We start from the raw sequence: 13,929 nt of genomic DNA, 5'->3' as shown, positions 1-13,929 counted from the left end.
CCCCAGAAGGAGCCCCGCTCATGACCATCCCCTTCGCCATCGTCGGCGCGAACGTCGTCACCGGCGACCGCGCCGGCACCGTTCTCACCGACCAGACGGTGCTCGTGGACGCCACCGGCACGATCTCCGCGGTCGGCTCGCGTGCCGAGGTCACCGTGCCCGCAGGCATCCGGAGCATCGACGCGGCCGGCCGCTACCTCACGCCCGGGCTGATCAACGCGCACGCGCACCTGTTCTCCGACGGCAAGCCGCTGCCTGCATTCATGACGAGCGAAGGCATGGAGAAGGCCGTTGCCGTGTTCATGCACGGCCCGCTCGGCAAGCCGCTGCTGGACTCGCGCACCAAGAAGAACGTGATCACCCAGATGAACAGCGGGGTCACCACGATCCGCAGCCTCGGCGACGCCCGGTACGAGGTGGTCCGCGCACGCGACGCCATCGACGCCGGAAAGTACCTGGGCCCGCGGATCTTCGCTTCGGGACCGTTGCTCGCCGTGAGCGGCGGCCACGGCGCGCCGCAGATCGCCCTGATCAGCGACGATCCGTGGACCGCCCGCAAGAACGTGCGCATCAACCTGCGCAAGGGCGTCACCGCGATCAAGATCGCCGCCACGGGTGGAGTCACCGACGCCCGGGCGATCGGCGAGGCCGGCCGCCCGCAGATGACCGAGGAGGAGATGACCGCGATCTGCGAGGAGGCGCACAACGCCGGGATCATCGTCGCCGCCCACGCCCAGAGCGCGGTCGGCATCGCCGCCTGCCTGCGCGCGGGCGTCGACACCATCGAGCACGGCTCCGGGATGACCGATGAGATCATCGCGCTTTACAAGGACAATCCGCGATCGCTGCGCGGGCACTCCACGCTGGTCCCGACCCTGCAGGCCTGCCTGCCGCTGGTGAAGCTGGATCGCAGCATCACCGGCGTGAACGAGATCGTCAAGGCCAACGCCGAGATGATCATGCAGGAGATGCTGCAGGGCATCTCCGACGCCCTCGCCAACGACGTCGAGATCGGCATGGGCACCGACTCCGCACTCACCTACGTCACGCACTACAACACCTGGCGCGAACTGGACTTCCTCGCCCGGCACGGCGGTCTGACCCCTGCGCACGCACTGCACGCCGCCACCCAGGTGAACGCCGGAATTCTCGGGATCGCGGACATCACCGGATCCGTCGAGGTCGGCAAGGCCGCGGATCTGGTGCTGCTGGACGCCAACCCGCTGGACGGCTTCCGCGCCTTTGACGCCCCGGTGCTGGTCACGGCACGCGGACAGCTGATCGAGAACCCGACCGTGACGCGGTTCGCCGAGATCGACCGTCTGCTCGACCAGCTCTGATCCCCGCGGATGCGGTCGGGCAGTATCCGCATCCGCATCCGCATCCGCATCCGCATCCGCATCCGCATCCGCATCCGCATCCGCATCCGCATCCGACCATAGGATTCCGCCGATGAACGCCGTCGCCCCGCCCACACCCGCCGGAGGGCGGCTCGTGGTGCAGGCGGCGCTGCTCATGGCGATCGGCGCAGTGCCTGTCGTCGCCGCACTGCTGCTGGTCGGGTCCGTGGCCGCGCAGTCGGTGTACCTGGGGATCGTCGTCGCGACGACTGTCGTGCGTGCGCTGCACCGCCCCCAGCAATGGATCGGCGCGGTGTGGATCGCCGTCGTCGCCGGCGCCGGATCGTTGATTGGGCCCGCGTTCGGGCCGCTGCTCGTCGCGGTGGTGATCTGCGCGCTGGCGCAGGCGGTGTTCCTGCGCTGGGATCCGAGGGCGCTCGCGGTGGCCCCGGCGATCCTCGTCTTCGACGCGGTGACCATGCCCGCAGGGTCGGCGGGGCTCGTGGCGCTCTCCACGTTCGCCGGAGCCGCCTTCCTGATCGGAGCGGCGGCGCTGGTCGGACTGGCAGCCGAGCCCAGGCCCTTGTCGTGGGGTCGGGCGATCTCGCATGCCATGCTGCTCGCCGCCGGCTGCGCGGTGCTGCTGTTCGTGGGCGCCGCGTTCGGGGCGGAGCGGCTGCACTGGGGCCCGCTCGCGTTCTGCCTCGCCTTCGTGCCCGGTCCGGGCACCGCCCGTTCCGCGCTGCGGTACGCGATCGCGACCATGGCGGGATCCGCCGCGGCCGTGGCGATCGGCGTGCTCGCGCCCGGCTGGTTGGTCGTGGGAGCGATCGTCGTCGGCGCGCTGCTGGTCGTCGCGAGCACCCTGGCCGAGCGTCTCGCGACCGCAGTCGCCGCCATCGCCGCAACCGTGATCCTGCTCGGGACGCTCTCCCCCGGCCTCGCATCGCCTGCTCTCGGCTTCGAGCGCATCGGATCCGCCCTGCTCGCCGTCGGCGTCGGCTTGCTCCTGCTGCTCATCGCCGAACCCCTCGAAAATCTGGTCACCTGTCTGCTGGCCCGCACCCGGCTCGCAGAACCCGCTCCGGAAGGCAACACCCCGTGGATCCGCTGATCACCACCTTCGCCGTGCTCATCGTGGCGATCGTCCTGTTCCTGTCGAACCGGCTGCCCGCGCCGATCGTCGCACTGCTCGTCACGCTCGCACTGTTCGCGACCGGCGCTGTCACCTTCGAGCAGGCGATCGCCGGATTCGGCGACCCCATCGTGATCTACCTCGCAGGCCTGTTCGTGGTGAGCGAATCGCTCGAGGCGACCGGCGTCACCGCCTGGGCCGGGCAGCAGCTGACGCGCCGGGTGGGCGACAAGCGCTCCTCGGTGCTGATCGCCCTCATGCTGCTGTCGGCCCTGCTCACCGCCCTGATCAGCGTGAACGGCGCGGTCGCCGCCCTGGTGCCGGTCGGGGTGGCACTGGCCGCCCGGGCCAAACAGCCGCCCTCACAGCTGCTGCTGCCCCTCGCCTTCGCCGCGCACGCCGGATCCCTGCTCACCATGCTCGGCACGCCGATCAACGTGCTGGTCTCAGAGCTCAGCGTGGAGGCGGGGGATCGCGCGTTCGGGTTCTTCGAGTTCGCGATCGTCGGGGTGCCGCTGCTCGTCGGTGTGGTGATCCTGTGCGTGCTGCTCGGACCGAGGCTGCTCCCCCACCGGGCGGCGCAGAACGCTCCGAACGACCTCAGCGCCTACGCCGAGACCATCGCCGCCGAGTACGCACTGAGCACGGGCGACGCCCGGATCGGCGCCGAGGAAGGCGTTGTCGAGGTCGTCATCCCGCCGCGGTCGCCGTTCCTCGGCGCGCACGTGTTCTCGGGGATGCGCACGGCGAGCGAAAGCCTGCTGATCGCCGCCGTGCACCGCGGCGGCTACCCCCTGGACTCCGCTGACCTGCAGCCCGGTGACGTGCTCGTGGTCCGCGGCGCGTGGAGCGACCTGGAAAGCAGGGCCGACATGGCCGGCGTCATCAGTGTCGAATCCCCCGACCGGGTGCGCCGGCAGAGCGTGAGCTGGAGCGGTCGCGCCACCGTCGCCGTGAGCGTGCTCGCCGCGATGTGCATGCTGCTGGCCACCGGTCTCGTGCCGCCGTCGATCGTCGTGATCGGCGCGGGCGTGGTGCTGGTGGCGACGCGGATCCTGACGATCGCGCAGGCGCAGCGCTCGATCTCGCTGAGCACGCTGGTCGTGGTGGCCGGGATGATCCCGCTGTCCACGGCGATCCAGACCTCGGGAGCCGCCGATCTCATCTCCGACACCCTGCTGTCGTGGTTCGGAGGATCGTCGCCGACGCTGCTCCTCGCGGGGATCGTGGTGGTGGTGCTCGTGCTCGGTCAGTTCATCAGCAACCTGGCCACGGTGCTGATCGTGGCGCCGATCGCGATCGCGGTGGCGCACTCGGCGCACGTCTCGCCGCTGCCGATGATGATGGCGATCACGATCGCCGGCGCCGCTTCGTTCCTCACGCCGGTCGCGACGCCCGGGAACCTCATGGTGCAGGAGCCCGGCGGCTACCGATTCGGCGACTACTGGAAGCTCGGCCTGCCCTGTCTGCTGCTGTTCGGTGCGGTGGCGGTCTTCGTGGTGCCACTGGTCTGGCGGTTCTAGGTGCGAAATACTGGCCGAGCGGCGGCACGACGAGGGTTTCGACGAGAGGACGCGATGTGTTCGAAGCCGATGTGAGCGACATCCCCCAGCTCAGCGCCACAGGCGCGCTGCCGCAGGCGGAACAGGTTGATGCGCTGGTCGCCGAGGCGCATGCGCGCTACGCGGGGCAGGACGACGGCGTCGTCGCCGACTACATCCCGATCCTCGCCGAGGCGGATCCGGCCTGGTTCGGGCTGTCGGTCGTCGACGTCTCGGGCGGCGCGCATTCGGCGGGTGACACGGACGTCGCGTTCTCGATCCAGTCGATCTCGAAGGCGTTCGTGTTCGCGCTTGCCGCGGAGGAGATCGGCCACGAGACGATCCGCGACGTGGTCGGCGTGGACAACACCGGGCTCGCGTTCAACTCGGTCGTCGCCGTCGAGCTCAACGGCGGCAGCCCGATGAATTCGATGGCGAACGCCGGTGCGATCGCGACCACGGCGCTCATCCCCGGTGCGCACGCGGACGAGCGCTGGCAGCGGATCCGCGACGGTCTGAGCCGGTTCGCGGGCCGCCCGCTCGCCCTGGACGGCGAGGTGTATCGCTCGGAGTCGTTCACGAACCACCGCAATCATGCGCTCGCGCGGCTGCTGCAGAGCTATGACCGCCTCGCGATCGCTCCGGACGAGGCCGTCGACATCTACACGCGGCAGTGCTCTCTGGCCGTCACCGCGCACGACCTCGCCGTGATGGGGGCAACCCTGGCCGACGGCGGCGTGAACCCCGTCACCGGGGAGCGGGTGGTCTCCGCCGCCACGGCGAGGGACACCCTCGCGCTGCTGGCGAGCTGCGGCATGTATGAGCGCAGCGGAGCGTGGCTGTTCGAGATCGGCCTGCCCGCCAAGTCGGGCGTGGCCGGCGGCATCGTCGCCATCGCGCCCGGCAAGGGCGCGGTCGGCGCCTTCTCGCCGCGCCTGGACGAGGCCGGGAACAGCGTGCGCGGGCAACGCGCCTGTGCGTTCCTGTCGCGCACGCTCGGACTCAACCTCTTCGCATCCGATCCCCGCCCGGTGCGCGGATCCGGCAGCTGACCGGATCCGCTCTCCCCCACCGAAGGAGTCCCCATGACCGATGACACCGCCCCCAGCGCGGCCCCTGCTTCCACCGAAGAACGGCGTTCCTGGGCGCCGATGGTGGGACTCTTCCTCGCCCAGGTGCTGATGTCGTTCAACGTCGCGGCCCTGCCGATCTCGCTGGGCGGCATGGTGCACGACTTCGGCGTGCCCCCGACCACGGCGAGCTCGACCATCGTCGTGTACGGTCTCGCGGTCGCCGCCCTCGTGATGACCGGCGCGAAGCTCGGCCAGCGGGTCGGCTGGGTGCTCATCTTCCGCGTCGTGGTGGCGGTGTTCGCGCTGAGCAGCGTGATGATGATCACCGCGACCTCGATCAACTGGGCGATCGCCGGTCAGGTGCTGGCCGGGGCGTCCGCGGCGATCATCGTGCCTGCGCTGGTGGCGCTCATCGCTGAGAACTACCGCGGCGCGCAGCAGGCCACGGCGGTGGGCTCGCTCGGCTCCGCCCGCGCGTTCTCTGGTATCAGCGCGTTTCTCATCGGCGGCACCCTGGGTACGCTCGTCGGCTGGCGTCCGGTGTTCTTCATCACCCTCGGCCTCGCGGTCGCGGTCTTCGCGCTGAGCTTCCGTCTGCGCGGCGACAAGGGCAACCCGGCGATCCGGATCGATCTCGTCGCCTCGGTGCTCATCGGCGCCGCGATCGTGCTGCTCACCCTCGGGTTCAACAACCTGAACTCCTGGGGGATCCTGCTCGCGGAACCGGGCGCGCCGTTCTCGATCCTCGGGCTGTCGCCGGCCCCGGTGTTCGTCGTGTTCGGCGTGATCTTCGGGCAGGCATTCTTCCTCTGGACCCGCCGTCGCATGCGCCTCGGTAGGGTGCCGCTCGTGGATCTGGGCGTGCTCGGCAAGCGCACCGAGCGCGCCGCGGTGTACGCGATGTTCATCATCGTCGCGATGGAGGCGGCGGTGAACTTCACCGTGCCGACGTACATCCAGGTGGTGCAGGGGCGCACGCCTTTCGACACCTCGCTCGCCATGATGCCGTTCAACCTCACGGTGTTCATCACGGCGACCCTGATCGTGCGGTTCTACCAGCGCTTCGCTCCGCGCACGATCGCACTGTTCTCGTTCGTGCTCACCACGGCCGCCCTGATCTGGCTCTCCTTCGTCGTGACCAACAACTGGGAGACCCTCCCGACGATCCTCGGCCTCGTGGTGTTCGGCATCGGCCAGGGCTCGCTGGTGACCCTGGTGTTCAACGTGCTGGTGACGGCCGCCCCGAAGGAGCTCGCCGGTGATGTCGGATCCATCCGCGGAACCACGCAGAACCTGGCGAGCGCCGTCGGCACGGCGGTGATGGGTGCCCTGCTGGTGACCCTGCTGAGTCTGGGCTTCACCCAGGCCGTGGCGGCGCACGATGATCTCCCGCCGGAGCTGATGACGCAGGTGGATCTCGACCAGGTGAACTTCCTCAGCAACGACGCATTGAAGGCGAAGTTCGCCGAGACCGATGCGACCCCGGCGCAGATCGACGCGGCCGTGGCGATCAACGAGGAGCAACGTCTGCGCACGCTGCGGCTCGGCTTCCTCGTGCTCGCCGGAATCAGTGCGATCGCCGCGCTGCCGGCATCGCGCCTGCCGCGCTACCGTCCAGAGGAGATCCCCGCACCGGAGAACCTTCCGGAGAAGGCCTGATCCACCGTTCCTTGCGCCTCCGGTCGCCGAGCCCGTCGCCCCGGCCCCTGCGCCTGTCGAAGGGCCCCGTCCCTGAGCCCGTCGCCCCAGGGTCCCTGAGCCTGTCGAAGGGCCCGCTCAGCGGTCGCCGAAGCCCTCGAACGTCGCGGCGACGGCTTCCGGGTCGTCGACCGCGCCGCGGCGCAACCATTCGAACACCACGTTGAGGTGGCCGCCCGCGTTGAACGCGAGCGCGTACTCTTCCCGGCTCAGCTCGGTGTAGCGCGTGCTTCCCGCTCGATCGCGGACCTCCGCGATGTATTCGTTGTATTTTTCCAGCAGCAGGAACAGCATCTGCTCGTGCTGCATCGTGCGCAGGAACTCCAGGTGCCGTCGCCAGAACGTCAGGTGGATGAACACGATGTCGCGCATCGGTCGGTCGACGACCGGACGCACCGCGGCGATGTACTCCTCCATGAGGTCGCGCGTGTAAGCGGAGAGGATCTGCTCCTTCGTCGCGAAGTTGCGATAGAACGTGCGGCGGGACAGCTGCGCCTTGTCGGCGATCTCACTGATCGTGATCCGCGCGAACGGCTTCTCCCGCATCAGTTCGAGAAGCGCCGCCGTCAGCCAGCGCTGTGACCGCACCGCGTTCGGGTGAACCATCCTGTTCCTCGTTCTCCGGGGACCTGCGTCGGGTGCGAGGTGGCTCGTTCTGCGCAGCTCTGCGCCACTTGCACGACCTCCGTTGACGGCCGCACCCTCGAGCTCCTACCGTCCAAATGTCACATCTGTGACACTTTATCGCGACATCGAGGAGGACGCCATGCTCGCGGCGCTGATCCGGGCATTTCTGCGCGTGTATGGCCTCCTGTTGCCGGGAGGCACCCGGCACTCGCGCATCGTGGAGGGCGACGCCGGAGCGATGCGGCTCGGTGACAAGCTGTGGTGGGCGCACAAGTTCTTCGTGCATCCCGTCGAGCATGCCCAGCGACACACCGACATCGAAACGCGGCTGACCGCTCCCCTCCGGTTCGCGCCGCCTCGGGACTTCATCGCGGTCGACTCGATCACGGTGACCTCCGCCGGTGATCTGCTGACCTCGGAGCACATCCGTCCCGAGACCGCGGCGCACCTCTGGGACGAGGTCGCAGAGTGGGCGTTCTCGGCCGACCTGGCGCTCGCGAATCTGGAGACGCCGGTCTCCCCGTCGCGCGCGCAGGCGGCACCACCGCGCAGCATCCTGAAGGCCCCACCGCTGAACTCGTCGCGCGAGATGCTGCGCGTCTTCACCGGATCCGGATCCCGCTTCACGTTCTTCTCCACCGCGAACAACCATTGCCTCGATCAGGGCATCGGCGGCCTGCGGGAGACGCTGGACGTGCTCGACGCGGAGTGCGTCGGCTTCGTCGGCACCTCCCGCTCCCCCGTCGAGCAGGACGACGTCCCGATCGTGGAGCGTGGTGGCATCCGCATCGCGATCCTGTCGTACAGCTTCTCCGTCAATGGCCGAGAGTTCCCCACGGGCACCGAGTACAGCGTCAACCTGGTGCGACTCAACGCGCAGGATCCGGATCTTTCCTTGATCCGTCGGCACCTAGAGATCGCCCGCCGTCAGAAGAACGCCGACGTCGTGCTCGCCTGCCTGCATTGGAGCCTGGAGTTCGAGTCGTTTCCGGTACAACCGCTCATCGACACGGCGCACCGCATCGCCGCGCTCGGGGTGGATGCCCTCCTCGGCAACCACCCGCATACCGTGCAGCCGCTCGAGCAGGTGCGCGTGCGGGATCCGTTCAGCGGGTTCGAGAAGGACGTGCTGATCGCGTATGCCCACGGCGACACCGTGTCGTGGTTGCCGAACGTGCCAAACTCGACGCTGGGTCTGATGCTGCGCACCACCATCGTCCGCGGCATCGAGAAGGGCCGTACCGTCACTCGGATCACCGCCGTGGAGCATCGCTTCATCACCCGCCGCTTCACGTTCGACGGCGAGCGCTGCGTGGACGTGCGCGTGGTCGGCCTCGATGACGAGATCGCCCGGGAGACGACGCTGCCTTCCCGATCTGAGGCCCGGCTCGCCGAGCTTCACCGCCTGCAGGAGCTGGGCCGCCGACTCATCCCGGCCGGAGAGCCCGCTGCGCGCGCAACGATCGGACTCGACGGGCCGCAGCCGGACCGATAGACATGACACCAGCGGCGCCGGTGGCGGCGCGACGACCGAGGGGGCCGATTCGTGACCGCACAGACGCACGCCGCTGCGACGAACTCCGCGACCGGCCTGGATGACGCCGCCGTCGCCGCCCGCCTCGCCGACGGCCGCAGCAACGCCTATCAGGCGGACACCAGTCGCAGCGCATGGAACATCGTGCGTGCCAACGTGTTCACGCTGTTCAACGGGATCGTGTTCGCGTGCTTCTTCGTGCTCTTCCTCGTGGGGCGCTGGCAGGACGCGCTGTTCGGCTTCGCCGCGTTCGGCAACGCCATCATCGGCTGCATCCAGGAATTCCGCGCCAAGGCCGCGCTCGACAAGCTCGCGCTGCTGAACGCCCCGCACGCGACCGTGCTGCGCGCGGGCGAGGAGCACGACGTCGCCTCCGCAGAGGTCGTGCTCGACGACGTGCTGGTCCTGCGCGCCGGGGATCAGATCCCCGCCGACGCGCAGGTGCTCACCACGCGCGGCATACAGGTCGACGAGTCGATGCTGACGGGCGAGTCGGATCCGGTCGACAAGCTCCCGGGCGACGAGCTGCTGTCCGCATCCGTCGTCGTCGCAGGTGAGGCGCGGGCACAGGTCGTGCGCGTGGGCGCAGACTCGTACGCGAACCGCTTCGCGGGCGAGGCCAAGCGCTTCTCCCTCGTCTCCAGTGAGCTGCGCACCTCGGTCGACCGCGTGCTGCGCTGGATGAGCTGGCTCATCGGACCGATCGGGCTTCTCGTGTTCAACGCACAGGTCATGGTCGCGGGCGGCTACGAGAAGGCCTTCCGCACCGGCGCGTGGGTGCAGGCGGTGGTGAACACGATCGCGTCGCTCACCGCGATGATCCCGCTCGGCCTCGTGCTGATGACGAGTATCGCCTTCGCCGTGGGCGCTGCTCGGCTGGCCGCCCAGAAGGTGCTGGTGAACGAGCTGCCCGCGGTCGAGGGTCTCGCCCGCGTCGACGTGGTGTGCCTGGACAAGACCGGGACGCTCACCGTGGGCGAGATCGCCTTCGACGAGGCGCACCCCGTGGCCGGCGCGGGCGAGGCCGTCCACGGCTGGCAGCGCGTGCTCGGCTGGTATGCCGCGGCGCCCGAGGCCAACGCGACGGCGCGTGCCCTGCGCGGCTCCTTCCCCGCCCCGGCAGCGGGCGGAACGGACCCTGCCACGATCCCGTTCTCCTCAGCGCGCAAGTGGAGCGCGGTCTCGTTCGGAGAATCCGCGGAGAGCTGGGTGTTCGGCGCTCCCGAGATGGTGTTCGGCGACGCCGCGACCGATCCCTCCGGCGCACTCGGCGCGCTGGTGACGACCCTCGCCGACACCGGCCGACGCACTCTCGTGCTCGCCAGGGCAGGAGTCGCGCTCTCCGATGCGCAGATCGCGGCCGAGACGCTGCCGGACGACCTCGTGCCCGTCGTGGTGCTCACCTTCCGGGAGCAGGTGCGACCGGATGCCGCCTCGACGCTCGCGTACTTCCGCGAGCAGGGTGTGGGGATCCGGATCATCTCCGGCGACAACCCGCGCACGGTCGCGGCGATCGCCCGCGAAGTCGGGCTCGATGCCGCAGACGGATTCGATGCGAGGAGCCTGCCGGACGACGACACCGAGCTCGCGCAGGTGCTCGAGGAGCACCTCGTGTTCGGCCGTGTCACTCCCGAGCAGAAGAAGCGCATGGTCGTGGCACTGCAGTCGCGCGGGCACGTCGTGGCGATGACCGGCGACGGCGTGAACGACGCACTGGCGATCAAGACCGCCGACATCGGCATCGCGATGAACTCCGGCTCCCCCGCCACCAAGGCCGTCGCACGCCTGGTGCTGCTGGACGGCCAGTTCTCGCATCTGCCCGATGTGGTCGCGCAGGGTCGGCAGGTGATCGCGAACATCGAGCGCGTGTCGATGCTGTTCCTCACCAAGACCGCCTATGCGACGGGGCTCGCGATCCTGTTCGGCTGCCTGGTGATGGAGTTCCCGTTCCTGCCGCGTCAGCTGTCCATCACCGACGGACTGACCATCGGGATCCCCGCGTTCTTCCTCGCCCTGATGCCGAACGCCCAGCGGTACGTGCCGGGGTTCCTGCGCCGCTCGCTGAGCTTCGCGATCCCCGCCGGAGTGCTCATCGCACTCGCGCTGACGCTGTACGCACGCCTCGCGACCGATCTCGGCGTACCTGCGGAACAGCTGCGCACGGGAGCGACCCTGATCCTCGCCATCGTGGGGATCTGGGTGCTCACAGTGCTGTCGCGTCCGGTCACGCGCCTCAAGGTGCTGGTGATCGGGGCGATGTTCCTCGCACTCGTCGTGGTGTTCACGGTGCCGCTGTCCACCACGTTCTTCGCGCTCGTGGATCCGGGACGCGACGCGGCCTACCTCGTCGCCGCGATCACGATCCTCACGATCTGCGGCATCGAGGTGGTGCGGTTCGTGCACACCCGGTTCGTACTGCGCGCGCTCGAGCGGCATGCCGCCCGAAATCAGCCGGCGAGGCGGGACGGCGGTTCGGTCGTCATGGCGAGAGGCGCGGCGAAGTAGCGAGCGCCCCGCGGCAGCCACAGGGCGAGCACGATGAGCACATCGACGACGATGCCCATGACGCCCCACCCGTCCCAGCCGCTGATCGCGAGGGCGAGCACGGCGAGCAGCAGTTGCACCCCGAGGTAGACGGTGGTGAGGGCGCGAGACAGGCGGCTCCCCCGCCCGAGGCCGCCGGCGACAGCGAGCGTGAGCAACCCGAACAGGATCACCCCGGCGCCGATCAGCGACACCATGAGAACATCCTCCGGGTCGGCGTCATAGCGGCTCAACAGGATGATCGTGCCGATCAAGGCGCTCACGATGCCGTTCAGGGCAGCGAGCACCGCGACGACCGTGATGAGTGCGGGCCGAGCCGCGGTGGACGGATCGCCACCGCCCTGGGGCGGGAACAGAGGACGCGGGACGACCTCACCAGTGCGCGCGGTGTCCTCACCGGCGGGTGGGATGGGGGCCTCGGGATCCGTCATGCGCTCACTGCAGCCTCTGCTGTCGGTGGAGCCGGCGCAGCCGGAACGGGATGATGAAGTACAGCGCGATCACGGCGTAGCCGATGACCGCGACCATCGGCAGGAACCAGCCGACGATGATCAGCGCCGCGTAGCATGCCATCCCGGGAAGCATCCGGCCGGTGAACAGGGCGAGCTCGTCACCGGAGACCTCGGCGTCGAAGAGCCCTTCGCGCCTCGCATAGGCCCACAGCAGCCAGAGCAACCCGATCAGGAGGAGTCCGCTCGCCCCGTACAGCGTGACGGCGATGCGTTCGCGGGTGTCCGACGCGATGAAGATCGAAAGCAGACGCGTGGGATACGGCATGAACGAAACCAGCAGCAGCACAAGCAGGTTGAGCCGCGCGAACGTCGAATCGGAGCGGGCCATGTGATCGGTGATCGCGGAGTGCGCCAACCACGCCGCCCCGATCGTCGCGAAGGAGATGATGTGCGCGAGGAATTGCGGCCACTCTCCGAGCAGTTCACCGACGACGTCCCGCACGGTGAGGCTCGGCACCACGAGGTCCAGGACGAGGAGGGTGATGGCGAACGCGAACACGCCGTCGCTGAGCGCCAGCATGCGATCCCCGCGATAGCTCCGCGGTGATCGCCTTCGCGAAGATGGGGTGTTCGTGCCGTCGGGCAGACCTGTCATGCCGTCATCCTCTCCCCGATGTCAGCCGTGCGCGAGCACTTGGATCACGATCACGACGACGCCCAGGAGCGCCTCGAGTCCTATCGCGAGGATGCGCTGCCACCAACGCATCGGCACGTTGCGCACCGCGAGGTAGCCGACGGCGACCAGTCCGAGGATGACGCACACCTGTCCCGCGATGATCCCGGCCTCGGTCGACCACCAGCCCAGGACGGCTCCGAGCAGGAGCAGGGCGGGCGCGACCGGCGCGAGCGTTGCCCCGAAGCTGGCGCCGACGGCTCCGCGCAGCTCGCGCGCACTGGGCAATCGCGAGTGCACCACGAGATGAGACAGCAGGTCAGCCAAGAACACGGCGGCGACCAGCCCTCCGACCGTGATCAGGAGCGTGAGCAGGACTTCGAGGGCTTCGGATCCGTGCCCGCCGGCCGCGATCAGCACGGCCAGGGTCGCGAAAGCGATGTAGATCCGTTCCTTGAGACGATCTGCGCGCGCGGCGCGCTCCTCCGCGTCGACCGCCTCCGTCATTCGCACTCCTCGTCGCCCTCCACGGCCGGCTCCCGCCGCCGATGCGCTCAGCCAGAGTATCGGCAACGCGAGCGGGAGCACAGCACCGGCACTCGCTCGCCGAGCGGAGAGGTCTTCTTGGAAGTCTTCAGGATTCCGACGGCTCCAACGGCAGTTGCGGGCCATGGTTCCAGGCCAGGATCGCGGGCTGCTCGCGGGTGAATCCGAGCACCGAGACGGATCCGGCGTCCAGCGTGATCGCGGCCCCGAAGCGCGGGGCCTGGCGCAGGAACACGGCCGTCAGGATCCGCAGGTAATGGCCGTGCGCGATCAGCGCGACATCGCCGTCCACCATGGCCGGCAGCACCCGGGTGAGCACCCGCGAAGCCCGTGCGGCGACCTCCTCGACGGTCTCCCCCGGAGTCTCGCCGCGGACCACACCGTGCGTGAAGGCGCTCCAGTTGTAGCCCAGCTCAGCGCGGATGTCTTTCGTGGTGCGCCCCTCGTAGCCGCCGTAGTCCCACTCCACGAGGAGCGGATCGACCTCGGCTTCGAGTCCGGCGAGCTCGGCCGTGCGCCGAGCTCGCTCCAGCGGTGAGGACAGGACGAGCCGGAAATCGTAGCCGGTCACGAGCGCGCCCGCGTGCCGGGCCAGCTCCTCCCCACGCAGGGTGAGCGGGATGTCCGTGCGACCCGTATGCCGGCCGCTGCGCGACCATTCGGTCTCGCCATGGCGCAGCAGCACGAGCTTGCCCTGCGGATTATCCGGGGCGGGGCGGTCGGGCAGCGGGTCGAGAGTCTCCACCCCGCCACCGTAGCGCCCTGG

Annotated in this window: 12 protein-coding genes; 7 read left to right on the top strand and 5 right to left on the bottom strand. The window is 69.3% G+C overall.

Annotated elements, in window-relative coordinates:
* Positions 1–20 precede the first annotated feature (20 nt).
* The 5 genes from ACFWCK_RS17675 (at position 21) to ACFWCK_RS17655 (ending at position 6,748) form a co-directional block, all read left to right on the top strand.
* The gene (locus ACFWCK_RS17675) at positions 21–1,340 is read left to right on the top strand and encodes an amidohydrolase family protein (protein WP_378807116.1); all 1,320 of its coding nucleotides are present in this window, start codon (positions 21–23) and stop codon (positions 1,338–1,340) included.
* Between the two features lie 112 nt (positions 1,341–1,452).
* Positions 1,453–2,454 carry an FUSC family protein gene (locus tag ACFWCK_RS17670; protein ID WP_378807115.1) on the top strand — a complete coding sequence of 334 codons (1,002 nt, stop codon included), beginning with the start codon at positions 1,453–1,455 and terminating at the stop codon, positions 2,452–2,454.
* Complete coding sequence (locus ACFWCK_RS17665; protein WP_378807114.1) at positions 2,442–3,998, top strand: SLC13 family permease; 1,557 nt, start codon at positions 2,442–2,444, stop codon at positions 3,996–3,998. Before ACFWCK_RS17670 ends, ACFWCK_RS17665 begins: the two co-directional genes overlap by 13 nt.
* Before the next feature lie 56 nt (positions 3,999–4,054).
* On the top strand, positions 4,055–5,068 hold the full coding sequence (gene glsA, locus ACFWCK_RS17660) for a glutaminase A (protein WP_378807113.1): 1,014 nt from the start codon (positions 4,055–4,057) through the stop codon (positions 5,066–5,068).
* A 33-nt stretch (positions 5,069–5,101) separates the two neighbouring features.
* Positions 5,102–6,748, top strand: coding sequence for an MFS transporter (locus ACFWCK_RS17655; RefSeq protein ID WP_378807111.1), 1,647 nt, complete (start codon positions 5,102–5,104; stop codon positions 6,746–6,748).
* A 117-nt stretch (positions 6,749–6,865) separates the two neighbouring features.
* Here the strand turns inward: ACFWCK_RS17655 and ACFWCK_RS17650 are convergent, their stop codons facing one another.
* On the bottom strand, positions 6,866–7,393 hold the full coding sequence (locus ACFWCK_RS17650) for a TetR/AcrR family transcriptional regulator (RefSeq protein WP_378807110.1): 528 nt from the start codon (positions 7,391–7,393) through the stop codon (positions 6,866–6,868).
* Between the two features lie 127 nt (positions 7,394–7,520).
* Between ACFWCK_RS17650 and ACFWCK_RS17645 the strand changes: the two genes are divergently transcribed.
* A complete protein-coding gene (locus ACFWCK_RS17645; protein WP_378807108.1) occupies positions 7,521–8,909 on the top strand; it encodes a CapA family protein in 1,389 nt (462 codons plus the stop codon).
* Between the two features lie 51 nt (positions 8,910–8,960).
* Positions 8,961–11,453 carry an HAD-IC family P-type ATPase gene (locus ACFWCK_RS17640; RefSeq protein ID WP_378807107.1) on the top strand — a complete coding sequence of 831 codons (2,493 nt, stop codon included), beginning with the start codon at positions 8,961–8,963 and terminating at the stop codon, positions 11,451–11,453.
* On the opposite strand, the gene ACFWCK_RS17635 is transcribed toward ACFWCK_RS17640, so the two are convergent.
* The 4 genes from ACFWCK_RS17635 to ACFWCK_RS17620 form a co-directional block, all read right to left on the bottom strand.
* A complete protein-coding gene (locus ACFWCK_RS17635) occupies positions 11,396–11,923 on the bottom strand; it encodes a hypothetical protein (RefSeq protein ID WP_378807105.1) in 528 nt (175 codons plus the stop codon). The two genes, ACFWCK_RS17640 and ACFWCK_RS17635, sit on opposite strands and share 58 nt — an antisense overlap.
* A 4-nt stretch (positions 11,924–11,927) precedes the next feature.
* Complete coding sequence (locus tag ACFWCK_RS17630) at positions 11,928–12,524, bottom strand: TMEM175 family protein (protein WP_378807103.1); 597 nt, start codon at positions 12,522–12,524, stop codon at positions 11,928–11,930.
* 96 nt (positions 12,525–12,620) lie between these two features.
* Complete coding sequence (locus tag ACFWCK_RS17625; RefSeq protein WP_378807101.1) at positions 12,621–13,124, bottom strand: hypothetical protein; 504 nt, start codon at positions 13,122–13,124, stop codon at positions 12,621–12,623.
* A gap of 127 nt (positions 13,125–13,251) precedes the next feature.
* On the bottom strand, positions 13,252–13,908 hold the full coding sequence (locus tag ACFWCK_RS17620; RefSeq protein WP_378807100.1) for a histidine phosphatase family protein: 657 nt from the start codon (positions 13,906–13,908) through the stop codon (positions 13,252–13,254).
* Between the last annotated feature and the right edge of the window lie 21 nt (positions 13,909–13,929).

The sequence above is a fragment of the Microbacterium sp. NPDC060117 genome, from assembly GCF_042729315.1.
Lineage (GTDB): Bacteria > Actinomycetota > Actinomycetes > Actinomycetales > Microbacteriaceae > Microbacterium.
This window is presented reverse-complemented; position numbering and strand designations above follow the sequence as displayed.

Bases quoted from the DNA above. Each gene is read 5' to 3' on its own strand.
- ACFWCK_RS17650 (WP_378807110.1), bottom strand. From the start codon at position 7,393: ATGGTTCACCCGAACGCGGTGCGGTCACAGCGCTGGCTGACGGCGGCG.
- ACFWCK_RS17630 (WP_378807103.1), bottom strand. From the start codon at position 12,524: ATGCTGGCGCTCAGCGACGGCGTGTTCGCGTTCGCCATCACCCTCCTC.
- ACFWCK_RS17635 (WP_378807105.1), bottom strand. From the start codon at position 11,923: ATGACGGATCCCGAGGCCCCCATCCCACCCGCCGGTGAGGACACCGCG.
- ACFWCK_RS17655 (WP_378807111.1), top strand. From the start codon at position 5,102: ATGACCGATGACACCGCCCCCAGCGCGGCCCCTGCTTCCACCGAAGAA.
- ACFWCK_RS17625 (WP_378807101.1), bottom strand. From the start codon at position 13,124: ATGACGGAGGCGGTCGACGCGGAGGAGCGCGCCGCGCGCGCAGATCGT.
- ACFWCK_RS17670 (WP_378807115.1), top strand. From the start codon at position 1,453: ATGAACGCCGTCGCCCCGCCCACACCCGCCGGAGGGCGGCTCGTGGTG.
- ACFWCK_RS17675 (WP_378807116.1), top strand. From the start codon at position 21: ATGACCATCCCCTTCGCCATCGTCGGCGCGAACGTCGTCACCGGCGAC.